This is a genomic window from Acidimicrobiales bacterium, from assembly GCA_036378675.1.
In the GTDB taxonomy this organism is placed as follows: Bacteria; Actinomycetota; Acidimicrobiia; order Acidimicrobiales; family Palsa-688; genus DASUWA01.
Genome location: DASUWA010000009.1, coordinates 21,881 through 44,313, shown reverse-complemented (window position 1 = coordinate 44,313; position 22,433 = coordinate 21,881). Strand labels below are relative to the sequence as shown.

The 22,433-nt window shown below is 66.7% G+C and carries 16 protein-coding genes; 13 read left to right on the top strand and 3 right to left on the bottom strand.

Going from position 1 to position 22,433, the window contains the following annotated elements; translation table 11 throughout:
• Window positions 1–24 precede the first annotated feature (24 nt).
• Both VFZ97_03335 and VFZ97_03330 read left to right on the top strand, forming a co-directional pair.
• Window positions 25–3,402: a glycosyltransferase gene (locus VFZ97_03335; protein HEX6392447.1), complete on the top strand. Its 3,378-nt coding sequence runs from the start codon at window positions 25–27 to the stop codon at window positions 3,400–3,402.
• Window positions 3,395–4,999 carry a DUF5719 family protein gene (locus VFZ97_03330; protein ID HEX6392446.1) on the top strand — a complete coding sequence of 535 codons (1,605 nt, stop codon included), beginning with the start codon at window positions 3,395–3,397 and terminating at the stop codon, window positions 4,997–4,999. Before VFZ97_03335 ends, VFZ97_03330 begins: the two co-directional genes overlap by 8 nt.
• Before the next feature lie 299 nt (window positions 5,000–5,298).
• On the opposite strand, the gene ftsH is transcribed toward VFZ97_03330, so the two are convergent.
• A complete protein-coding gene (gene ftsH / locus VFZ97_03325; protein ID HEX6392445.1) occupies window positions 5,299–7,242 on the bottom strand; it encodes an ATP-dependent zinc metalloprotease FtsH in 1,944 nt (647 codons plus the stop codon).
• A 44-nt stretch (window positions 7,243–7,286) separates the two neighbouring features.
• On the opposite strand from ftsH, the gene VFZ97_03320 reads away from it, so the two are divergent.
• On the top strand, window positions 7,287–7,529 hold the full coding sequence (locus VFZ97_03320) for a DUF3499 family protein (protein HEX6392444.1): 243 nt from the start codon (window positions 7,287–7,289) through the stop codon (window positions 7,527–7,529).
• Between the two features lie 34 nt (window positions 7,530–7,563).
• Here the strand turns inward: VFZ97_03320 and VFZ97_03315 are convergent, their stop codons facing one another.
• Entirely contained in the window at window positions 7,564–7,782 is a 219-nt protein-coding gene (locus tag VFZ97_03315; GenBank protein HEX6392443.1) for a hypothetical protein, read from the bottom strand.
• Between VFZ97_03315 and VFZ97_03310 the strand changes: the two genes are divergently transcribed.
• From VFZ97_03310 to VFZ97_03285, 6 genes are all read left to right on the top strand, one after another.
• Window positions 7,772–8,347 (top strand): CPBP family intramembrane glutamic endopeptidase, encoded by a 576-nt coding sequence (locus tag VFZ97_03310; protein HEX6392442.1) that lies wholly within the window; start codon window positions 7,772–7,774, stop codon window positions 8,345–8,347. The genes VFZ97_03315 and VFZ97_03310 overlap by 11 nt on opposite strands.
• Before the next feature lie 90 nt (window positions 8,348–8,437).
• Window positions 8,438–8,605, top strand: coding sequence for a hypothetical protein (locus tag VFZ97_03305; GenBank protein ID HEX6392441.1), 168 nt, complete (start codon window positions 8,438–8,440; stop codon window positions 8,603–8,605).
• A 220-nt stretch (window positions 8,606–8,825) separates the two neighbouring features.
• A complete protein-coding gene (locus tag VFZ97_03300) occupies window positions 8,826–12,608 on the top strand; it encodes a phosphomannomutase/phosphoglucomutase (protein HEX6392440.1) in 3,783 nt (1,260 codons plus the stop codon).
• Window positions 12,609–12,620: 12 nt separating this feature from the next.
• Window positions 12,621–12,866, top strand: a complete 246-nt coding sequence (locus tag VFZ97_03295; GenBank protein ID HEX6392439.1) for a Trm112 family protein — start codon at window positions 12,621–12,623, stop codon at window positions 12,864–12,866.
• Window positions 12,867–12,876: 10 nt separating this feature from the next.
• Window positions 12,877–13,911 (top strand): SIS domain-containing protein, encoded by a 1,035-nt coding sequence (locus VFZ97_03290; GenBank protein ID HEX6392438.1) that lies wholly within the window; start codon window positions 12,877–12,879, stop codon window positions 13,909–13,911.
• Between the two features lie 425 nt (window positions 13,912–14,336).
• On the top strand, window positions 14,337–15,035 hold the full coding sequence (locus tag VFZ97_03285) for a response regulator transcription factor (protein HEX6392437.1): 699 nt from the start codon (window positions 14,337–14,339) through the stop codon (window positions 15,033–15,035).
• 23 nt (window positions 15,036–15,058) lie between these two features.
• Here VFZ97_03285 and VFZ97_03280 read toward each other — a convergent pair whose 3' ends face one another.
• The gene (locus VFZ97_03280; GenBank protein HEX6392436.1) at window positions 15,059–16,564 is read right to left on the bottom strand and encodes a DUF2079 domain-containing protein; all 1,506 of its coding nucleotides are present in this window, start codon (window positions 16,562–16,564) and stop codon (window positions 15,059–15,061) included.
• 163 nt (window positions 16,565–16,727) lie between these two features.
• Here VFZ97_03280 and secA point away from each other — a divergent pair, with 163 nt between their 5' ends.
• The 4 genes from secA to ftsX all read left to right on the top strand — a co-directional run bounded on the left by secA (window position 16,728) and on the right by ftsX (window position 22,334).
• Window positions 16,728–19,532 (top strand): preprotein translocase subunit SecA, encoded by a 2,805-nt coding sequence (gene secA / locus VFZ97_03275; protein HEX6392435.1) that lies wholly within the window; start codon window positions 16,728–16,730, stop codon window positions 19,530–19,532.
• Window positions 19,533–19,547: 15 nt separating this feature from the next.
• Window positions 19,548–20,672: a peptide chain release factor 2 gene (gene prfB / locus VFZ97_03270; protein ID HEX6392434.1), complete on the top strand. Its 1,125-nt coding sequence runs from the start codon at window positions 19,548–19,550 to the stop codon at window positions 20,670–20,672.
• Window positions 20,673–20,753: 81 nt separating this feature from the next.
• A complete protein-coding gene (gene ftsE, locus VFZ97_03265; GenBank protein ID HEX6392433.1) occupies window positions 20,754–21,440 on the top strand; it encodes a cell division ATP-binding protein FtsE in 687 nt (228 codons plus the stop codon).
• 6 nt (window positions 21,441–21,446) lie between these two features.
• Window positions 21,447–22,334: a permease-like cell division protein FtsX gene (ftsX, locus tag VFZ97_03260; protein ID HEX6392432.1), complete on the top strand. Its 888-nt coding sequence runs from the start codon at window positions 21,447–21,449 to the stop codon at window positions 22,332–22,334.
• The last annotated feature ends 99 nt before the right edge of the window (window positions 22,335–22,433 follow it).

Here is a 22,433-nt window from a genome sequence, read left to right as displayed (position 1 = left end):
CGCCAACTAGGCTGGCCCGCCAAAATGCAGCCGGATTCTCAGCCGCCCGCACCAGCCGTGGTGGCGGTCGTTGTTACATGCGATTCAGGGCCCTGGCTCGAGCAGGCGCTCTCGTCGCTGGCGGCTCAGGATTACCCCAACGTGTCGGTCGTCGTGGTCGACTCCGCAAGCGCCGTCGACCCGACCCCGCTGGTGGACTCCGTGCTTCCGGGCGCCTTCGTTTGGCGACTCGAGAAGCGGGTCGGGTTCGGACGCGCCGCGAACCAGGTGCGCCAACTCGTGGAGGGGGCGTCGCACTACCTCTTCTGCCACGACGATGTCATACTCGCCCCCGACGCGGTCCGACTCCTTTTGGAGGAGGCGTTCAGGTCCAACTCGGCGATCACCTCCCCCAAGTACCTCGAGTGGGAGGACCCCGAGCGCCTGCTCGCCGTCGGCGCGACCGCGGACAAGGTCGGGGTGTTGCAGGACCTGGTTGATCCGGGCGAGTTGGATCAGGCGCAGCACGATGGCGTCCGGGAAGTGCTGGTCGCTCCGGCGGGGGTGAGCCTCGTCCGTGCCGACCTGTTCGAAGCCCTGGGTGGATTCGACGAGACCATCGACCAGTTCGGCGAGGACCTGGACCTGTGCTGGAGGGCACGGGTGGTCGGCGGCAGGATCACGGTGGTTCCGGCCGCCCGAGTCATGCACCTTCAGGCGGTGAAGCGCGGCGTCCGGGCGGGATGGGGGACCCTGCAGGGGCGCCGGCGGGCCGCGGCGGCCGCCGAAGGCAACCGCTTGAGGACCCTCCTCACCTGTTACCGGTGGTTCGACGTCGCGTGGATCTTCCCGCTGTCGGTGGCATGGATCCTCGGTGAAGCCGCCACCCGCCTGGTGCAGGGGCGCCCGGGTGAGGCGGGTCGGACGCTTTCATCGTTCTTCGGCGGGTTGCGGGAGCCTGGGAGGCTTTGGAAGGCGAGGCATGCGCTGCAACGGCACCGTCGGGTTGGCGACGCTGCCATCCGCAAGCTGCAGAGCCGCGGAAACGCCCGCCTGCGCGGCTTCATCAGAGCCAGGATCGAAGGGGTCCGGGAGGGCCTCCCGCCCGCGCCAGTGGTCAAGCGGGTCCAGCCGACGGGCTACGAGGAGCCCACCGAGGTGCCGGTCTACGCGACGCCGGAAACCGACCCGGAGACGACGCCCGTTTCGGCCGACCGGCGGCTTGCGATGCTGATCCTGCTGGTCGTGGCGATCGTGTTGCTGGTCGGCTCTCGAAGCCTCCTCGGACGGGAGATCCCGGCGGTCGGCCACATTCCGAACACGTCGACGGGGATCGGCCCGATGTGGAGCCAGTGGTGGTCCACCTGGCAGACGGCCGGGCTCGGAGCGGCTACACCGAGCGCTCCGGCCGTGGGTCTCCTCGCGCTCCTCGGAACCGTGCTGTTCGGCGCGGTCGGCGTGCTGCAGCACGTCGTGGTCCTGGGGCCGCTGGTGCTCGGACCGCTCGGCGCCTACCGGGCGGCGAGATGGTGGGGGTCGCGAAGAGGCAAGGTGGCAGCGGCCGTGGTGTACGCGGTTTGTCCCCTTCCGTACAACGCCCTGGCCCGAGGGCACTGGGGTGCCCTGCTCGCCTTCGGGGCAGCGCCGTGGGTGATCGGGTGGTTGGGCCGGCTGTCCGGGCAGGTTCCGTTCCCGGTTACCCCCGTCTCGAGGATCTACGCGAGGGCGGCTGCTCTAGCGGTCCTGGTGGCGGTGGTCGGGGCGGTCGCCCCGTCGTGGTTGTTCGTGGTTCCGCTGGTGGCACTCGGATTACTCGCCGGGTCGGCCCTGGCAGGAATGCCGGGCGGGGGGCTCCGGATGTTCCTGCTCGGGTTGGCGACGGCGTTCGGCGCGGTGGTGCTTTTGCTGCCCTGGTCGGGAACGGTTCTGGGCAGCAGGGTGTCGACTGCGGGGCCGTCCCTGGGTGCGGGAGGGCGGCTCGGGTTCGGCGCGGTGCTCCGGTTCCAGACCGGTCCGTTCGGCCACGGGGTCCTGGGATGGGCGCTCTTGGTCGTGGCGGCGCTCCCGCTTTTCATAGGGCGAGGGTGGCGTCTCGCTTGGGCCGCCCGGCTGTGGTCGGTGGCGGTGCTCTGTTTCGCGGCGGCGTGGGCCGGGTCGCGAGGGTGGGTGCCGGCGTTGCCCCCCGACGTGGTGCTGGCGCCTGCAGCGGCCGCTCTGGCAGGCTCCGCGGCGCTGGGGGCGGCGGCGTTCGAGCTCGACCTTCCCGGCTACCGGTTCGGTTGGCGGCAGCTGGCCGCCGGGATCGCGGCCGTCGCCGTGGCCCTCGCCGCGGTCCCGCTCTTGGCTGCGACGAAAACCGGTCGCTGGCAAGTCCCGTCGGCTGATCCGGCCTCGGAGCTGCCCTTCCTTCCCGACACCGCCCATGGCGACTACCGGGTTCTGTGGGTCGGTTCTCCAGATGCCCTCCCGTTGGCTGGCTACCAGCTTTCGACCGGGGTTGCCTACGGAACCTCTTACGACGGCCCGCCGAACCTCGGGGACCTGTGGGTCACCGGACGGCGCGGTGCGGCCGGTCAACTTGCCTCCGACGTCCGCCTGGTGGAAGGAAGGCTGACCACCAAGCTCGGGCACCTTCTCGCTCCCGCCGGGGTCCTGTTCGTGGTCGTTCCCAACCACACCGCGCCCGCCGGCGCCGGCGGGTTTGCCACCCCGCCTCCCGCTTCGCTTTTGCAGGGACTGTCGCTGCAGACAGACATGCAGGTAGTCGACCAGGTCGACTCCAACTACACGGTCTACCGAAACGCGGCGTGGATGCCCGTCAAGGCCGCCCTGCCCGAGTCGGCTCTCGCGGTGGCACGTGCCGGCGCCGCCGGAAGGGTCGAGCTGCAGCAGCTGGATCTAAGTGGTGCCGTTCCCGTGCTTACCGGCCCCGGGAACGTGACTAGCGGTCGGGTCGCGGCGGGCTCCACGGTGTACGTGGCGTCGACCCGCGACGGGGGTTGGAACCTCCAGGTCGGGTCGTCCTCGTTGTCGCCCAGGCCGGGCTTCGGGTGGGGCATGCGCTTCAAGGTGCCGGGTGGTGGTGGGAGCCCGGGCGGTGGGAGTGCGGGCGGCGGTGGCGCGGGAACGGCGGCGTCGGGCGGAGCGCCCCGTCTGGTCCGGGCGACCCTGCACGCGCCGTCCCCGTTGGGGATCCGTGCCGCCCAAGTGGTCGAGATCGCGTTATGGCTGCTCGCACTGGGATTCGTCACGCTCGACATCCGCAAGCGCCGCAACGAGGACGTCGACCCCGAGGTCGTCCGGCCCGAATGGTTCGTCCCGGTGAGCCCGGCTGCCGACAGAAGGAACTGGCGGTCGGGGCCGTCATCGTCGAGCCTGGGGGCCGAGGACATGAAGGGCGACGAGGTGTGGGCCGATGTCTGACCAGGTGCCGCCGCACTCGCCCGGGGCACGCCATGAAGGGGTCGCCTCGGCAAACGCTGACGGCCCGGAGAGCGCAGATCGCCCGACCGGACGACACCGTCTCGGAGGCGGGGTGGCACGCGCGCCGATCGTCGGCGCAGTCGTCGCCGCTCTCGTCGCCGGGGCCCTGATCGACAAGGCGGCGTCCCCGCAGACGACCGCCTCGCCGGCCAGCGTGCCAGCAGCTCAGCAGGTGCCCGTGGCCGCGCCGGCGAAGGCGCTCTCCTCGTCGTGGTTCTGCGGCGGCGCAACCGACACGTCGGGCGGTTACGCCCCAGCTTCTGTGGTCATCGCCAACAGCGGGAACACGGCCACGAATGCCGTCGTGGACCTGATTACGAGCAACGGCCAGCGCCACCAGGTGACCGTCACCGTCGGCCCGAAGTCCCGGCAGGCAGTCACAGAAGACGTTCCCGGGGGCGCCCCCTGGATCGGCGCGAGCGTCGATGTCGACTCGGGAGCCACCTCCGTCGAACAGTTCGTCAACGGGCCGGGAGGAGTCACCGCAACCCCGTGCGGGACTTCTGGCTCGTCGCACTGGTATTTCGCCGCCGGCCAGACCCTCGTGAATGCCGGGGTCGAGCTCACCCTCGTCAACCCGTATCCCTCGGACAGCGTGGTCGACCTGTCCTTCACGACGGACCAGGGGATCGAGATGCCGGTCGAGGACCAGGGCCTGATCGTGCCCCGCGGCGGCATGCTTGCCGTCAACCTCGGCGATCACCTCCGCCGGCGCCAGGAGATCGCTACTACGGTCACCGCGCGCACCGGCCGAGTCGTCGCATGGAAGACCCAGTGGGTGACCTCTCCTCCCTCTGGCGCCGCCATCCTCGGGACGCCGGCAGCCTCGAACCCCCTGGCCGACCCGGCGACCCCGATCCCTGGGGTCACCGTCACCCTCGGGGCGCCGTCCCCGTCCACGAACTGGGTCTGGGCCGACGGTCAGGCCGGCAACGGCGTCGGCGAGCAGTACGTCATCTACAACCCCGGCCCGGTCACTGCCGACGTCCGCCTTTCCGTCCAGCTCGACCAGGGAATCGCCGAGCCCTTCGAGCTCTCGGTGCCGCCGGACCAGGTGATCCCGATCGAGTCGGACCAGCAGGCCCGGATACCGGCCGGTGTCACCCACGCCGCCGTATTGCAGTCGACCAACGGAGTCGCGGTTGTGGCGGAAAGGGTCGTGGCCGCCTCCAGCCCGTCGTCTTGGAGCGGACTCGGCGACATGCTCGGAGCGCGCGTTCCCGCGCAGCGCTGGCTGCTCGGGGCGAGCTACGCCGACTCGAGCCACGACGGTTGGGTCGTCCTCTACAACCCGACCAACCAGGCGGTTCAAGTGACCATCGACATGCTCAGCAGCGGATCCGAAGTGGCGCTCGCCGGCCAGACACCCGTTTCGCTTGCTCCCGGCCGGCGAGTGGCGGTGCACATCAACCAGGGACGTTCGGCGCTGGAAGTAGCGCTCGTCGTGAAATCTCCGATGCCGATCTATGCCGAGTACGACATCTACGGAATCGGCACCCCTGGTGTCGGCTTGGGGTCGGGTGTGCCGCTTTCCTAGGCGGGTTCCCCGCTCGTTCCGACCGATAACTCTGCCCTGTTGGGTTACGACATCGAGGGGCGTGGGGGGCCGGATGGGCGCGGGGTGGCGAGGGCAGGGCGTGGGCGGGGCGGCCAGCAGGAGAGTTTGGGCGTAAGTTTCGCGTTCGGGAGTGGAATTCGACGGCGGACGGTCGATTCTCACGCCCAAACTGGCCGGGCTCTGCCCAGACGCCGGCGCCGCCCAGAAATGGGCGGCCAAAAGACCCTCATGTACGCCACCTCAACCCGCCGCCGCCCCAACCCGCCGGCGGAAGGCGCCTAGGCCCCTCCGTCGCCGGCGGCACCGACCTCCGAGAACCTGGGAACCACCGGCGCCCCGATCTCGTGAACCGGCCGCCCGAAGGCCTGGTCGACCAGGCGGCCGACCTCGGCGCCGTCGATGGTCTCCTTCTCGAGGAGGGAGGCGGCGACTGCGGCGAGGCCGCGGCGGTGCTCCTGCAGCAGGCGGACCGCGCGGGCCTCTTGTTCACGCAGGATCCGCTCGACCTCCTCGTCGATGACCCGGGAGGTCACGTCGCTGTAGTCACGGGCGGCGTGCATGAGGTCCTCACCGAGGAAGACCTGCCCTTCCTGGCCCCATGCCATCGGCCCGATCCGCTCGCTCATGCCGAACTCGCGGACCATCTTCCGGGCCATCTCGGTCGCCCTCTGCAGGTCGTTGGAACCACCGGTCGAGATGCTCCCGAGGATCGTCTGCTCGGCGCAACGGCCGCCCATCATCACGCAGATCGCGTCCTCGATGTACTCCCGCCAATACGTGTGGCGCTCCTCGATCGGCAGCTGCTGGGTGACGCCGAGAGCCATGCCGGTGGGGAGGATGGTCACCTTGTGGACGGGGTCGGCGTCGGGCAGCACATAGGCGAGGACCGCGTGGCCGCCCTCGTGGTAGGCGGTCGCTTCCTTCTCCTTGTCGGAGAGCACGGTCGTTTCGCGCCTTTGGCCCATCAGCACCCGGTCGCGCGCGGCTTCGAAGTCCTCCATCGCGATCGCAGTCGCACCGCGGCGAACGGCGTGAAGCGCGGCCTCGTTGACCAGGTTCGCCAGGTCGGCGCCGCTCATGCCCGGTGTCCCACGAGCGACCACGTGGAGATCGACGTCGGGCGCGATCCGCTTGTCTTTGCAGTGCACCTGGAGGATCGGCAGACGTTCCTCGAGGTCGGGGAGAGGCACCACGATCTGGCGGTCGAAGCGTCCGGGTCGGAGCAGGGCGGGATCGAGGATGTCCGGCCGGTTGGTCGCGGCCATCATGACGACGCCCTCGGTCGTCTCGAACCCGTCCATCTCGGCGAGCATCTGGTTGAGGGTCTGCTCGCGCTCGTCGTGACCGCCGCCCAGACCGGCGCCGCGCTTGCGGCCGATCGAGTCGATCTCGTCAATGAAAATGATCGCCGGCGCCTGCTTCCGGGCCGTCTGGAACAGATCCCGCACCCGCGACGCACCCACTCCGACGAACATCTCCATGAAGTCGGAACCGGTAACCGACAGGAACGGTACGCCGGCCTCGCCGGCGACGGCCCGGGCCAGCAGCGTCTTGCCGGTACCCGGCGGGCCGACGAGAAGCACGCCCTTGGGGATCTTCGCCCCGATCTCCTTGAAGCGGTTGGCGGACCTGAGGAAGTCGACGACCTCGCGGATCTCCAGCTTGACGCCCTCGTAGCCGGCGACGTCAGCGAACGTGGTCCTCGGGCGTTCGGTCGTGTACACCTTGGCTTTGGAGCGGCCGATCGACATGATCCCGCTCATCTGCCCTTGGGCGCGCCGCGACAGCCAGACGAACAGCAGGATGATCACGGCCCCGTACAGCAGGTATGGGATGACCACCGCCCAGGCGCTGGTGGTCGAATTGTTGAACTTCAGGTCCTTGATGTTCTTCTGGTAGTCCAGCAGGGCCTGGGAGTTGGTGTTGACGCTGGGCCCCTGGACGGAGAACTCCTGGCCATTGGTGTTGGTGTAGGTGATGTGACCAGAGTCCTTGTTGATGGTGGCCGACTTCACCTGCCCGGAGGTCAACGTCTGGTAGAAGGCGCCGTAGCTCTGGGTTGGCGGGTTGCTGTTGGTCCGCATGTTGGACAGCACAACCGCGAGGATCACCACGGTCACGAGGACCACGGCCACCCACCGCCAGTTGCTGTTTACCTGGTTAGACCCCCCGGGAAGCCCAGGGCCACCCCCGGGCCGCATGTCGCCGGGTTGCCTGCTCATGGGGTCCATGGTAGGCCGGTGGCCTACGATTACGCTGGTCTCCCATGGACCGCCGCCCCCTATGTGCCAGGCCTGGATGCCAAGGCAGCACCGCAGCCTGGCTTACCTACGACTACCAAGGGCAGCGAGTCTGGCTGGACGACTCTCCCGCGCCTGACGGCGGCGATCAGTGGGCGCTGTGCGCCGGCCACGCGGGCCGACTGCGGGTTCCGCAGGGCTGGACCCAGGTTGACCGCAGGGTGACCCGTCCGTCTCGGTACGAGCCACCTGCCACTCTGGTGTCCTGAACCCGGAGTCGACACCACAACATCCAACGGCACGTCATCGACCGGCACAGGGCCCGCCGGCTGAACCTTCCAACCGCCCGCCCGCGTCCCGGTCCGCACGTCCGAAACGGGCGCGTGGCAACGGTTGGGGGCTCCCCGAAGCGATCATCGGGTTCGCCGCCGGCCTGATCATCTCCCTTCTGACCGCGGGAATAGCGGAGTCGGCGACCGGGTACCGGGTCGGGTCGAGCGGACCGATACCGGTGGCGGTCATCGCCGCCAACGTCGGCGGACTGTGGATAGGGCTGGTGGGCGCCGCGGTGCTCGCCAGCCGGCGGCACGGGACCGGCGACGTCAGCAAGGACTTCGGTTTCCGGGTCGCGACCTGGTGGGACCTGCCCCTCGGGGCGGCGGTCGGCCTGGCCTGCCAGTACGGGTTGATACCGGCCTTGTACCTGCCGTTCCAGAGATTCGACCGGTCCCTCAGCCAGCAGTTGAGCAAACCGGTTCATCAGGACACCGGCTCGGTCCACACCGCCGCGGCCGCGATAGTGGTGCTTCTCGTTCTCGCCGCCGGCGCACCGCTGGTCGAAGAGCTGTTCTTCCGTGGACTCCTGCTCCGCTCCCTTCTCGGCCGGATACCCGCCGCCGGAGCGATCGTCATCAGCTCCCTTCTTTTCGCGCTGGCCCATTTCGAGGCCGTCCAGTTCGCCGGCCTGGCCGTGTTCGGGGCGGTGCTCGGTTACCTGGCGTGGAGAACCGGGAGGCTGGGCCCCTCGATAGGGGCGCACATCGCGTTCAACGCGGCCGCCGTCCTCTCCGTCGTCCACTTCCATTGACACTCTTCGATGGACACTCGTCACGGGCCGGACCAACCGGACAGCACGGAAAACTAAAGACGCCTACCGCGCGAGCCGACACTCTCAGTGATGAAGTGCCCTACCTGCCGAACCCGTGAACTGGTGGTGATCGAGATCCGCGTCGGTGGAGAGCCGGTCAGGATGCACAGCTGCTCCCACTGCGATCAGCGTTGGTGGGAGGGACTCGACGGGATGCTAACGCTCGGGTCCGTTCTCAGCCTCGCCGGCTCCAACTAGCTGAGCCCACCGGGCCGACTGGGCCGAACCGGCCGGTCGGGCCTAAGCCCCTGCTCGGACTGAACGCGATTTAGCGGCCGCCCTCGACGTCCCGCACGTGGATTCGTCGCCGAGCCACAAGCGCTGGAGACGCAGAACCCCTCCCCAGGCGGAGTTGACCCCATTCGCGCCGTCCAGACAGGCAACATAGGGACCGAATGACGGGGACACACGCGATCTGATGACCGCGACCGACACGACCGAACGCGCCCGGGCCGAGTATCCGGTCGTCGTTCCCGAGGATCCTCGCTGGCGCAGGGTCCTGGACAATCTCCGCCGGCCCGAAGCCATAGCCGGGTTCTTCATCGTCGCCGCGTCGGTCGCTTTTGTGGTCACCCAGCTGCAACCGTCACAGGTGCTGCGAAACACGACACCCGCCGGCGGGGACATGGGCGCGCACGTCTGGCTGCCCGACTTCGTGAAGAGGGGCCTTCTCCCGCATCTGCGAATCACCGGCTGGACGCCCGACTGGTACGACGGATTCCCCGCGCTCACCTATTACTTCCCCGGCCCGATCGTCGCGATCGCGCTCATCTCCTACGTCCTCCCGTACAACATCGCCTTCAAGCTGGTCACCGTCGTCGGCTTGATCGCTCTTCCTGTCGCGGCGTGGGCGTTCGGGCGGCTGGCCCGCATGCGCTATCCGGGGGCGGTGATCCTCGCGGTGGCGGCACTCCCTTACTTGTTCGCCCGCGACTACACGATCTACGGGGGCAACATCGCGTCGACCATGGCGGGGGAGTTCGCCTTCTCGATCGCGCTCGCCCTCGCGCTCGTGTTCCTGGGCCTGGTCGCCAGAGGTCTCGAAAACGGACGCCACCGCGCGCTCGCCGCCGTCGTCCTCGCCGCCGTCGGAGTCAGCCACATCCTCCCCCTTCTCTTCGCGGTCCTCGGTGCGATCGTCCTCACCATCATGCGGTTCGACCGCCACCGGCTGAAGTGGATCCTCCCCGTGCTCGTCGTCGGGGCAGCGCTGATCGCCTTCTGGGCCCTGCCGTTCGAGCTTCGCCTCCCCTACGCGACGGACATGGGCTACGAGAAGGTCACCAACTACATATCGACTTTGTTCCCGGCAAAGGACCTGTGGCTCTTCCTTCTCGCCGGGACAGGCGCGCTGCTCTCCATCGCCCGGCGCAACCGCGCCGGCGTGTTCTTCACGATCATGGCGGTCCTCTCCGCCCTGATCTTCCGGGTCGCGCCTCAGTACCGACTTTGGAACGCGCGCGTACTTCCCTTCTGGTACCTGTGCCTCTACTTCCTCGCCGCGATCGCGTTCCTCGAAATCGGGTTGAGCATCGTCGACGCGCTTCGCTCGTACGACCGACCGAAGGCGAGCACCGGAGGGACGATCGGGGTCGCGATCGTCACCTTCCTCGTGGCGCTCACTTGGGTCAACTTCCCGTTGCACAACCTGCCTTTCGGGCACACCACGGCGTCGGGCAAGTACAGCTGGCTCGGCATCACCAGCGCCGACACGTCCTACGACCCGGACTGGGTCTACTGGAACTACTCCGGCTACCAGTCGCCCGGCAAGGCGCGCCGGAACGAGTACTTCGCGGTCGTCGACCAGATGAAGAAGCTCGGCCAGGACCCCTCGTACGGATGCGGCCGCGCGATGTGGGAGTACGAACCGGAACTCGACCAGATGGGAACGCCCGACGCGCTGATGTTGCTTCCGTTCTGGACCCACGGATGCATCGGTTCGCAAGAGGGCCTCTATTACGAGTCGTCGGCGACCACCCCTTACCACTTCCTCAACGCGGCGGAGCTGTCCGACCATCCTTCCAATCCCGTCCGGGGACTCAACTACCCCGCCGCGCCGAACGTCGCCGAAGGCGTGCAGCATCTCCAGATACTCGGGGTCAAGTACTTCATGGCATTGACGCCCGACGTTCAGTCCCAGGCGGATCAGGACAGCAACTTGCAACTCGTCGCCACCGTCGGCCCGTACCCGGTCACCTACACGAGCGGCGGGAGCTCGTCGGTTCAGCAGCGCACATGGAAGATCTACGAGGTCGCCAACTCCGACCTGGTGAGCCCGCTGCTTTACCAACCGGCGGTGATGACCGGCGTTTCGAGCGCCGGCAAGACGTGGCTCAACGCCTCCCAGGCTTGGTACCTCGACCCCAACCGCTGGAACGTCTACGAAGCCGCGTCCGGCCCAAAGAGCTGGACCCGGGTGACGCCGAACGACACCTCCCCCCCGTTGATCACCCTCCCGCCGGTCGAGGTGTCCAACATCCATCAGAGCAACGAGTCGATCTCCTTCGACGTCGACCAGACCGGCGTCCCCGTCGTGGTGAGGACCTCCTACTTCCCGAACTGGCAAGTCAGCGGGGGCAAGGGCCCCTACCGGGCGACGCCCAACCTGATGGTCGTTATACCGACCTCCAATCACGTCACCCTCAACTACGGATACACAGGTCTCGACTGGTTCGGGTTCATCCTGTCGCTCCTCGGGGTCGCGGCTGTTGTAGTCCTGTGGCGGATGCGTCCGGTCGACTACCCGGTGCCGCGTCACTACCTCGGCGGCCGGTTCGCCTCGGCTCGGGGGCTGTTCGGCCCGCCGGGTAAGGTGCGAGACGGAATGGCGCCGACCGATACCGAGATACTCGACACCGTTTTCAAGGCGTACGACATAAGGGGCACCGTTCCCAACCAGATGAACCCCGCTCTCGCAAGGGCCGTCGGAGCTTCGTTCGCCCGGTTCGCCGAGGCCCGAACGGTACTGGTCGCGCGGGACATGAGACCATCTGGTGTCGAGCTCGCGCACGCGTTTGCCGAGGGGGCCACGTCGGTCGGGAGCGACGTGATCGACCTCGGGCTGACTTCCACGGACGAGCTCTACTTCGCGTCCGGGTCGTTGAACGCACCGGGTGCGATGTTCACCGCCTCACACAACCCCGCCAATTACAACGGCATCAAGCTCTGCCTCGCCGGCGCGCGACCGGTCGGAGCCGACACCGGTCTGAGGGAGATCAAGCTGGCTGTGGCGCGCGGCGACTTCTTCGACGGCAACGGCGCGGCGCCGGGGAAGGTCACCAGCCGCGACGTTCTGGCCGACTACGTCGCGAAGGTGCGCTCCTTTGTTGACCTCTCGGCCCTCCGCCCGCTGAAGGTTGTCGCCGACACCGCGAACGGCATGGGCGGGCTGGTGGTGCCTGCTGTCTTCGACGGCCTTCCTTTTTCCCTTGAAGTGCTCTTCGGAGAGCTCGACGGAACCTTCCCGAACCACCCGGCCGACCCGATCCAGGCGGAGAACCTCGTGTCGTTGCAGCGACGCATCCTCGAAACCGGCGCCGACGTCGGGCTGGCGTTCGACGGGGACGCCGACAGGTGCTTCCTTGTTGACGACCGCGGAGAGCCGGTCTCCGGTTCGACCACCACCGCGCTGGTCGCCGCCGCGCTTCTCGACAAACACCCCGGCGCGACGATCCTGCACAACCTGATCTGCTCCAAGGCGGTTCCCGAGATCGTCCGTGAGCTGGGCGGTGTGCCTGTTCGCACGCGCGTCGGCCACTCGTACATAAAGGCGGTGATGGCCGACACCGACGCGCTCTTCGGAGGCGAGCACTCGGGTCACTACTACTTCCGGGAAAATTACCGGGCGGACTCCGGAACGGTCGCCGCGCTGGTTGTGCTCGAGGTGTTGAGCAAGGCGGGGCGTCCGTTGTCGGAGATCCGGAAACGGTTCGAGCGCTACTCGGACTCCGGCGAGATAAACACCGAGGTTTCGGACCCGAACGCGGTGATCGACGGTGTCGCCGAACGTTTCGCCGGTTACAAGCAGGACCGCTTGGACGGATTGACCGTCGACTTGGGCGACTGGTGGTTCAACCTGCGCCCGTCGAATACCGAGCCTCTGTTGCGGCTCAACCTGGAGGCTCGCGACCGGGCAAGCAGCGAAGCTCACACGGCCGAGGTTCTTGCCATCATCAAAGAGCTGGCCGGCGCCAGTCGCTGAGAGGAGACGAACGTGGCGTTAGACCCGAGGCTGCTGGAGATCCTCGCTTGTCCAAAGGACAAAGGACCGCTCCTCTACTTCGAAACCGAGGACTCGCTTTACAACCCGAGGCTGCACATGCGTTACCGGATCACCGAAGGCATTCCGGTGATGCTCATCGACGAGGCCGAGACGGTCGACGATGCCGAGCACGAGCGGCTCATCGCGAAAGCGAAGGCTGACGGGATCAAACCGACGTTCGATCCGGACGCTGGATAAGGCTCGGCTCGTGGCCGTTCTTGACAGTCAAGGAATGTTCGAAGCCGCGGCCGCGCTGCCGGACCAAGTACGCGACGCCGCGCTCCGTTCGAAGGGGCTCGACCGGCTACCCGATCCCTCGCGAATCGAGCAGGTCGTGATCCTGGGCATGGGCGGGAGCGGCATGGCGGGCGAGGTGGTCGCCGCCGCGGCCGGTCCCCTGCTCCCGCTTCCACTGGTGATCAGCAAGTCGTACGAGTGCCCGGCGTTCGTGGGGAGCGGAACGCTCGTGTTCGCGATCTCGGCGTCGGGCAACACCGAGGAGACCGTGCAGGCGGCGACCGACGCTGCAGTCGCGGGGGCGCATCTGGTCGTCGTAAGCGGGGGCGGCAAGCTCGGCGAACTGGCACGCGGCTGGGACGTCCCGGTGGTCGATGTTCCTTCCGACATCCCGCAACCCCGGGCCGCGCTCGGCGCGATGTCGATCCCGCCTCTGGTCGTCCTTGACGAGCTGGGCCTGTACCGGGGCGCGCAGAGGTGGATCGACGACGCGGTGGATCAGTTGTCGCGTCGGCGCGACGAGCTGGCCGGCGCCGGCGAGTCGAGCGCAGCCGCGGACATAGCCAGAAGGATCGGTTCGACCATCGCGCTCGTGCACGGCGGGGGCCTGCTGGGGGCGGCGGCGGCGCAGAGGTTGAAGACCCAGATCAACGAGAACGCCAAGGCACCGGCGTTCTGGTCGGTGCAACCCGAGCTCTGCCACAACGAGATCGCCGGGTGGGGTCAGCTCGGCGACGTGACCCGCCAGCTGATCACCGCCGTCTTCCTTCGCCACGACGGCGAGCATCCACAGATCGGCAGGCGGTTCGAGCTGGTCGGCGAGTTGATGCAGGAGGTCGTCGCCTGCGAGATCGAGATCCAGGCGCAGGGCGACGGCGACCTCGCCCAGCTGCTCGACCTGATCATCTTCGGGGACTACGTATCACTATGGATGGCGGCGTTCGCGGGCATCGACCCAGGCCCGGTGCCAGCGCTCGTGGAGCTGAAGCAGAAGCTTGGGTCCTAGTCCCAACGGCGGCCCCCGGCCGGACCACTCTTCTAGCTACTGTTTGGATCAGACCTCAGCGGGTCTGTGGTTGAAAGTCGATGCCAGTCGCAGGCAAAACGACCCACGTAAGGCAGCTGCGGCTGCTGATCATGGTGCGGCTTAGGAGTAAGTCCTGGGAGCCGTCGGGACCACCGGGGTGCCGGGGTGACCAGGCAAGTGTGGGGTCAAAGACCAGGTCAGCCGCTGAGGTCTAACCCAGATTGGACGTCGCGGTCTACTACCGTGTCGTTAGCTAAAGGGTTTCCCGAAACCCGCGGCGTGAAAGGCGCCGGCCCGTTCCGTTCCCAAGGAGACAGAATGCCTAAGAGGGCTAGACCGCGACGGAACGGCCGGGGCCTTTCTTTGCAGCTAGTTTCGGGAACCCCTTTAATGAGTGATCAGAAATGAGTGATCAGGCCACCCTCGAGGACGAGGTCATTCGGGTTCTCATAGCCGACGACCAGGCGTTGTTCCGCCGGGGGCTCTACGTGGTTCTCGGCACCGAGGAGAACATCGAAGTGGTCGCCGAGGCCGAGGACGGGGAGCAGGCGATCCTCAAGGCGGAAGAGATGGCCCCCGACGTGGTTCTCATGGACGTCCGGATGCCCCGCGTCAACGGGATCGAGGCGGCAAGCCGGATCCGCGAGACCCTCCCGTCGACGAAGATCCTCATGCTCACCGTCTCGGACGAGGAGGACGACCTCTACGAGGCGATCAAAGCCGGGGCCAACGGCTACCTGCTCAAGGAGATCTCGGTGGAGGAGGTGGCCAGCGCGATCCGGGCCGTGGTCCAGGGCCAGAGCCTGATCTCTCCGTCGATGGCCTCGAAGCTTCTCAACGAATTCAACTCGCTGGCCCGCCAGGCGGCGGACCGTCGCGAGCAGCTGCCGGCGCCGGTGTTGACCGCCCGTGAGCTCGAGGTCCTCAAGCTGGTCGCCCGGGGCATGAGCAACCGAGACGTGGCCGACCAGCTGTACATCTCGGAGAACACCGTGAAGAACCACGTCCGAAACATTCTCGAGAAGCTGCACCTGCACTCCCGCATGGAGGCGGTCATGTACGCGGTTCGGAAGCGCTTGCTCGATCCTCACAGCGAAGGCTGAGGGCTGCTGACCCTTTCACCCTTCTAGCCGTTTGTCGACTGTAGGAAGGAGAGCTTCTCGTAGAGGACCACGCTGCCTACCTGGTCGACGGCGCGGTATTGCGACTCGATCGAATCGAACACCGGCTTGTCGTCGGGGGCGAGGCCGGTGGGCAACAGTATGTACTGGATCTGGTCGGCGAACGGGAGTCGCTGACCTTCGGTGTGGTAGGTCCCCCAGTACTGCGCGGAAAACGGCGTCGGCCACATGTACACGCGGGTCCGGTGGTCGATGTGGGAGATGTACGGATACCAGGCCGACACGACGGCGTTCGGCGGCAGCGCCTTGATCACCTGGTTGGCGTCGCGCACCGCCGGCGCGGAAGAGCTTTGATGCGGATAGTCGTGAATGGAGAAGGGGGCCAACCCCCATACGACGCAGCCGGCGAAAGCGGAAAAGGTAGCCACGCCGACTGCCGCGGCACGTAAACGGACAGGCTGGATCCGGCTGACCGCCCAAACCGTCCCGATCACCAGAACCGGAACGAGCGGCATCGAGTAGTGGTACTGGATCTCGTGCATGTAGCCGAAGTCGGCTAGCTCGTTTTCGAGGAAGGTCAGCGCTGCGATCGCAGCAACGGACGGAGCCAGCAGGAACATCCATCCGACGGACGAGCCCATCTGCCACAGGTAGAACGGCCGGCCCTGGCTGGTCACGTAGTCCCAGACCTGGCGGGGCTTGGTGAAGATGGACGAGACGAACCCGGTGAATCCTCCGAACGGAACCCTGGCCATGTTGAACGACGTCGTTCCGAGGAGCAGGTTGATGATGACGAGGAAGGCGATCGCCATCCACGCTGCTGCACCGCCGGCGATTATCAGCCCGAGCTTGCGGTCCCGTCGCCAGGCGACCCAAAGGCCGAGCGGGATGACCATCAACGCGGTGTCCTGCTTGCACAGCAGTGCCGCGACCGCCGCGACGACGAGCAAGCGCGGGTGCCAGTCGACCGCGGCGTAGACGGCGATCGCGAGCGCGAGCACCATGAGGCACTCGGGGTGGAACTGCTCCAGGTTCCCGTTCTGAAGCGCGGGGTTCAGCAGGTAGGAGGCAGCCAGGGCCGTCGCCAGCGTCGTGCCCAGGGCGCCGCGGCCGAGCAGCCGACGGCCCAGCAGGTAGATCGGGATGGCTGCCGCGGCCAGCGCCCAGGACTGCAGCACGAGCAGTGCCTGGGCGTGCGGGTAGACCCAGAACAAAGGGACGACGAGCAGGAGGATGAAGCAGGTGTGGTCGCCGAACAGGTTGCGCCCCATGACGGTCACGAATGGTGCATGGAACCGGCTCAGCAGCCAGATGCCCTGGTCGAACAGGCCCATGTCGTAGGCCGGAGTGTCGTAACCGTCGTGCACCGCCACCGATAGGAGGCTGAAGCGCATCGCGTACGCAATGACCAGGCCGAGCACGGGCAGGTGAGGCGCGATCCGGAGCGCGCCCTGTCGGACAGCGGCAAGGTCGACAGCCCGAGGCGCTTCTACCCCAATTACCTGAGCCACCGGCACACCAGGGTAGTGACGTGCGGCGTCCGCGCCCCGGCGCGGGCTACGGACAGGGGTGGGGCAGGGGCCCCACCCTCTGGAGGGGCTTGGCGTTGGGGCCCCGAGCGGGCCTGTGTGGCAGTCCCCGGGCGCCGGGGGGTACCGGTAGCATGGGTGATCCATGAGCGTGTTCTCGAAGATCCTGCGCGCCGGCGAAGGGAAGAAGGTGCGCGCCCTTCAGGCGCTGGTGCCCGACATCAACGCGCTCGAGGACGATACGAAGGCGCTGACGGACGAGCAGCTCGCCCACCGGACCGTCCAGTTCAGGGAGCGGCTCGCCAACGGTGAGGACCTCAACGACCTCCTGATCGAGGCGTTCGCCACGGTTCGGGAGGCGGCCCGCCGGACGATCGGCCAGAGGCATTTCGACGTCCAGCTGATGGGCGGCGCCGCACTCCACTTCGGCTGGATCGCCGAGATGAAGACCGGTGAGGGCAAGACGCTCGTTTCGACCCTGCCGGTCTATCTGAACGCTCTCGCCGGCAACGGCGTGCACGTGGTCACGGTCAACGACTACCTGGCCAAGCGCGACGCCGAGTGGATGGGCCAGATCCACCGATTCCTCGGGATCACCGTCGGCCGGGTGTCTCCAGACATCGACGACTGGCAGGCGAAGAAGGATGCCTACAACTGCGACGTCACCTACGGCACCAACACGGAGTTCGGTTTCGACTACCTCCGCGACAACATGGCGCGCGCTCTCGAGCACATGGTCCAGCGCGGCCATCACTACGGGATCGTCGACGAGGTGGACTCGATCCTCATCGACGAGGCGAGGACCCCGCTGATCATCTCGGGTCCGTCGAGCGAGTCCGCCCGGCTCTATTACCAGTTCGCCGGTATCGCGAGGTCCCTCACCGCTGGTGTCGACTACGAGGTCGACGAGGAGAAGCGCACCGTCGCCCCCACCGAGGAGGGAATCGAAAAGGTCGAGAGGGCCCTCGGGATCGACAACCTCTACGACCTGGTCTCCTCCAACTACGTCCACCAGCTCACCCAGGCTCTCAAGGGCAAGGAGCTCTACAAGCGCGACAAGGACTACATCGTCTCCGACGGCGAGGTGAAGATCGTCGACGAGTTCACCGGCCGCATCCTCGAAGGCCGGCGCTGGTCCGACGGCTTGCACCAAGCGGTCGAGGCGAAGGAACGGGTGCGGATCAAAGAGGAGAACCACACCTGGGCGACCGTCACACTGCAGAACTACTTCCGGCTCTACGAGAAGCTCGCCGGCATGACCGGAACCGCCGAGACGGAAGCGTCCGAGTTTGCCAGCACCTACGACCTGCCCGTCGTGCCGATCCCGACGAACATGCCGATGGTCCGCGACGACCAGCAGGACCTGATCTACAAGACCGAGCAGGCCAAGTTCAATGCGGTCGTCGAGGACATCATCGATCGGTTCGACAAAGGGCAGCCGGTGCTGGTCGGCACGGCTTCGGTGGAGAAGTCCGAAGTGTTGTCGGGCCTGCTCGCCAAGAAGGGCATCGCTCATCACGTCCTGAACGCGAAGCAGCACACCCGTGAGGCGCAGATAGTCGCGCAGGCCGGTCGCCTGCACGCGGTCACCGTCGCGACCAATATGGCGGGCCGCGGAGTCGACATCCTCCTCGGAGGGAATCCGGAGCTCCTCGCCGCTCAGGAGGTGAGGGCGAGCGGTCTCGACCCTGAGGCCGAGGACGGCGAGGCCCGTTACAAGGAGCTGCTCGCCAAGTATGAGGAGGAGTGCCGCACCGAAGGCGTCAAGGTCGTCGAACTTGGTGGCCTCTACGTGCTCGGCTCCGAACGGCACGAGTCGCGCCGAATCGACAACCAGCTCCGCGGCCGCTCCGGACGTCAGGGTGACCCCGGGGAGTCACGCTTCTTCCTGTCGCTCGAAGACGAGCTGATGCGCCTGTTCGCGACCGGCGCGATGAACTGGGTGATGGGCCAGGCGCTCCCCGAGGACGTGCCGATCGAGTCGCGCATGGTGTCCCGCGCGATCGAGAGGGCGCAGAACACGGTCGAAGCGCGCAACGCCGAGATCCGCAAGGACGTCCTCAAGTACGACGAGGTGATGAACGAGCAGCGCAAGGTGATCTACGCGCGGCGCTTGCAGATCCTCGAAGGGGAGGATCTCCGATCCCGCACGATCGAGGTCATCTCGTCCGCCATCGACAGCATCGTCACCGCCAACTGCGGAAACTCCGAGTTCGCCGAGGACTGGAACATCGAAGGTCTGCTCAGCGAGACTCGCCAGTACTTCCCGACCGAGGCCACGAAGGAGCAGATCGCCGCGCTCCCGGACTCGAACGAGGTCTACGAGCTGCTCGCCGGCGAGGCGATCGCCTACTACGAGCAGCGCGAAGCTTCGATGCCGGCACCTGAAGGCGGCGAGGCGGCCGAAACGATGCGAGCCCTCGAGCGCGAGGTGATGCTGCAGCTGATCGACCAGAAGTGGCGCGAGCACCTCTCGGAGATGGACTACCTCAGAGAGGGAATCAACCTGCGGGCGATGGGCCAGAAGGATCCCCTGGTCGAATGGCAACGCGATGGCTTCGAGATGTTCGGCCAGATGATGGCCAGCATCGACGACGACTACGTGAAGATCGTCATGCACGCGCAGGTCCAGGTTCTCGAGCAGCAGCCGGAGCAGCCTTCGCTCGCAGGCGCGCAGTACGAGGCCGCAGAGGACCCGGTGCAAGGCACCGGAGCCATGTGGCAGGCGGCGAGGACAGGACCGGCCCCGGGTGAGGAAGTCGTGTTCGCGCCGGAGCCCGCAGGCGCCGGTAACGATCAAGCCGCCGCCGCGGCAGCCCAGCAGATGGGAGGCGCTGCTCCTGAGATCGAGAAGCCGATCGTCAGGGACTCGGACTTCGAGCGCGCGGGGCGCAACGATCCCTGCCCCTGCGGAAGCGGCAAGAAGTTCAAGTTCTGCCACGGGCGCTGAACGCCCTCCATCGCGATGCGCGACTTCAAGGACGATCTCTCCGCGCTGAGACGAAGGCTCGACGAGGCCAACAAGTACTTGGGCCTCGACCGGCTTCGAACCCGCCTCGCTGAGCTCGAGGCCGAGCTCAGCCGTCCGGACCTGTGGGACGACACCGAGGTGGGGCAGAAGGTAACCAGGGAGTACGGCAGGACGAAGGCCGACGTCGACCTGCTGGGCGGCCTCGACCGGCGCCTGTCGGACGCGGAGACGCTCTATGAGCTCGCGGTCGAGGAAGGCGATGACAGCGTCGAACCTGAACTGACCCAGCAGGTGACAACCCTCGCCAGCCAACTCGACGAGCTCGAATTGAGATCCTTGTTCACCGGCGAGCACGACGAGTTGGACGCGGCCTGCGAAATCCACGCCAAGGACGGCGGCACCGACGCCCAGGACTGGGCGGAGATGATGGTGCGCATGTACCAGCGATGGGCGGAGCGGCGCGGGTTCGAGTTGGAGATCGAGGACGTCAGCCCCGGTCAGGAAGCCGGGATCCTCTCGGCAAGCTTCATCATCCGCGGTCGCTACGCCATGGGACTCTTAACCTCCGAGCGCGGCGTCCACCGGCTGGTTCGGATCTCGCCGTTCGATTCGCAGGCACGCCGGCACACCAGCTTCGCGTCGATGACCGTGGTGCCGTTTCTGGAGGACAGCTCGGACGAGGTCGAAATCGACGAAAAAGACCTCCGTATCGACACGTACCGCTCGTCCGGCGCGGGCGGTCAGCACGTCAACGTCACCGATTCCGCTGTCCGCATAACGCACATACCGACCGGAACGGTCGTCGCCGTCCAGAACGAGAGATCCCAGCACCAGAACAGGGCAAAGGCGATGCAAATCCTCGCTTCCAAACTTGCCGAACAGCAGCGCGAGGAGCGCGAGGCTCAGCTGTCCGCGCTGGCCGGTCCGAAGGCGCAGGTCGGGTGGGGCGCCCAGATCCGCTCGTACGTCCTGGCGCCATACCAGCAGGTCAAGGACCTGAGGACCGACTACGAGACCGGCAACGTCCAAGCGGTGCTCGACGGGGACCTCGACCAGTTCATGGAGGCCTACCTCCGCTGGCGCCGGGAGAACTCGTTGAAGCCTGCTGACGCCAGCTGATCGGGCTCGTCTAGTACGCTCGCAAACCGGGATTTCGCACGGGTGGGACTGCCGCGCGGACGAGTCCCGTCACCTTTCCGCATGATCAAGCTCGAGAACGTAACCAAGGCCTACAAGGGCACCACCGTCGCACTTCGAGACGTCAGCGTCGACATCCAGAAGGGTGAGTTCGTCTTTCTGGTCGGACCGTCCGGCTCTGGTAAGTCGACCTTTCTGCGGCTGGTCACCAAGGAGGAGCAGGCCGAGAACGGCAGGGTGTGGGTCGCGGGCAAGGAAGTAGGAGCGCTCTCGTCCTGGAAGGTTCCTTACCTGCGACGGAACATCGGGTGCGTGTTCCAGGACTTCCGGCTCCTGCCGACCAAGTCGGTTTACGAGAACGTCGCGTTCGCGTTGGAGGTGATCGGGCGGCCGCGCACGGTGGTGCGCCAGCAGGTGCCGCAGATCCTCGACCTGGTCGGCCTCGGTAAGAAGCTGCAGAACCTCCCCCACGAGCTCTCCGGCGGCGAGCAGCAACGCGTGGCAATCGCCCGCGCGTTCGTGAACCGTCCTCTTATCCTCCTTGCCGACGAGCCGACCGGAAACCTCGACCCGTCCACCACCGCCGGCATCATGCGGCTCCTCGACCGGATCAACCGGACGGGCACGACGGTTCTCATGGCCACCCACGACAACGGGATAGTCGACTCGATGCGCCGGCGGGTCATCGAGCTCGACCGGGGAACGGTCATCAGGGACCAGGCTCGCGGCGTCTACGGAATGGGGGCTTAGCACCGGATGGCGATGTCCACCGGTTATGTCGCGCGCGAGACCGCGAGCAACCTGCGACGGAACCTAGTCATGACACTGTCGGCGGTGCTGACGATGGCGGTGTCGTTGTCGGCGCTCGGCGGGGTGCTGATCATGCGCCAGGCGATCAACAAGGCGTCGATCCAGTGGCGCGGCGGAGTGGAGATGGCGATCTTTCTTCAGCCGGGGGTCACCAACAACGAGACCCAGGCGATCGAGCGGGAGCTCGCAACGATGCCCGGCGTCAAGAAATACCACTTCGTCGACAAGCCGCAGGCGTACCAGGAGTTCCGGCAGATCTTCGGCGGCAACAACGACATCGTCAGCGTCCTCAGTGTCAACGACATGCCACCCTCATACAGGGTCGTTCCGAGCAGGGCGCAGGACATCTCTCAGTTAGGGAAGCAGTTCGTCGGCCAACCGGGTGTTCTACAGGTGTCGTACGCAAAGCAGGAGATCGACCAGCTGCTTCATCAGTTCAAGCAGTTGAGGGCGTTGGGACTCTTCCTCGCGGTCGGCGTGATGATCGGAGCGGTCGCTCTTATCGTGAACACGATCCAGCTAGCGATCTTCGCTCGACGCCGTGAGGTCGCGGTCATGAAGCTGGTCGGTGCTACCAACTGGTTCATCAGGCTCCCGTTCATGTTCGAAGGACTTCTGCACGGGGTCGCTGGCGGCATCATCGCGTTCGGCGTCACGTATGGGGTGCGCAACACGATCGCGTCCTTTGTCGGCAATGAGACGGTCCTGGGCACACGGACGCTGTTCGTTACACCGCATGAGGCGGTGATCACCGGGATATTGCTGCTGGTGATCGGCGCCGGCGTGGGCGCGCTCGGATCCGCGTTCGCAATCCGCCGGTTCTTGGCGGTTTAGCCGTCTCCTTCGTTTAGCGGGCTAGTCGACGCCGCCACTCGTCCTGCAGCCGCCGGCGCAGTTCGAAAAGACGGGAAACCCGAGTTCCGTCGGCTTGAC

Bases quoted from the DNA above. Each gene is read 5' to 3' on its own strand.
- VFZ97_03335 (HEX6392447.1), top strand. From the start codon at position 25: ATGCAGCCGGATTCTCAGCCGCCCGCACCAGCCGTGGTGGCGGTCGTT.
- VFZ97_03330 (HEX6392446.1), top strand. From the start codon at position 3,395: ATGTCTGACCAGGTGCCGCCGCACTCGCCCGGGGCACGCCATGAAGGG.
- ftsH (HEX6392445.1), bottom strand. From the start codon at position 7,242: ATGAGCAGGCAACCCGGCGACATGCGGCCCGGGGGTGGCCCTGGGCTT.
- VFZ97_03320 (HEX6392444.1), top strand. From the start codon at position 7,287: ATGGACCGCCGCCCCCTATGTGCCAGGCCTGGATGCCAAGGCAGCACC.
- VFZ97_03315 (HEX6392443.1), bottom strand. From the start codon at position 7,782: ATGACCGCCACCGGTATCGGTCCGCTCGACCCGACCCGGTACCCGGTC.
- VFZ97_03305 (HEX6392441.1), top strand. From the start codon at position 8,438: ATGAAGTGCCCTACCTGCCGAACCCGTGAACTGGTGGTGATCGAGATC.
- VFZ97_03300 (HEX6392440.1), top strand. From the start codon at position 8,826: ATGACCGCGACCGACACGACCGAACGCGCCCGGGCCGAGTATCCGGTC.
- VFZ97_03285 (HEX6392437.1), top strand. From the start codon at position 14,337: ATGAGTGATCAGGCCACCCTCGAGGACGAGGTCATTCGGGTTCTCATA.
- secA (HEX6392435.1), top strand. From the start codon at position 16,728: ATGAGCGTGTTCTCGAAGATCCTGCGCGCCGGCGAAGGGAAGAAGGTG.
- prfB (HEX6392434.1), top strand. From the start codon at position 19,548: ATGCGCGACTTCAAGGACGATCTCTCCGCGCTGAGACGAAGGCTCGAC.
- ftsE (HEX6392433.1), top strand. From the start codon at position 20,754: ATGATCAAGCTCGAGAACGTAACCAAGGCCTACAAGGGCACCACCGTC.
- ftsX (HEX6392432.1), top strand. From the start codon at position 21,447: ATGGCGATGTCCACCGGTTATGTCGCGCGCGAGACCGCGAGCAACCTG.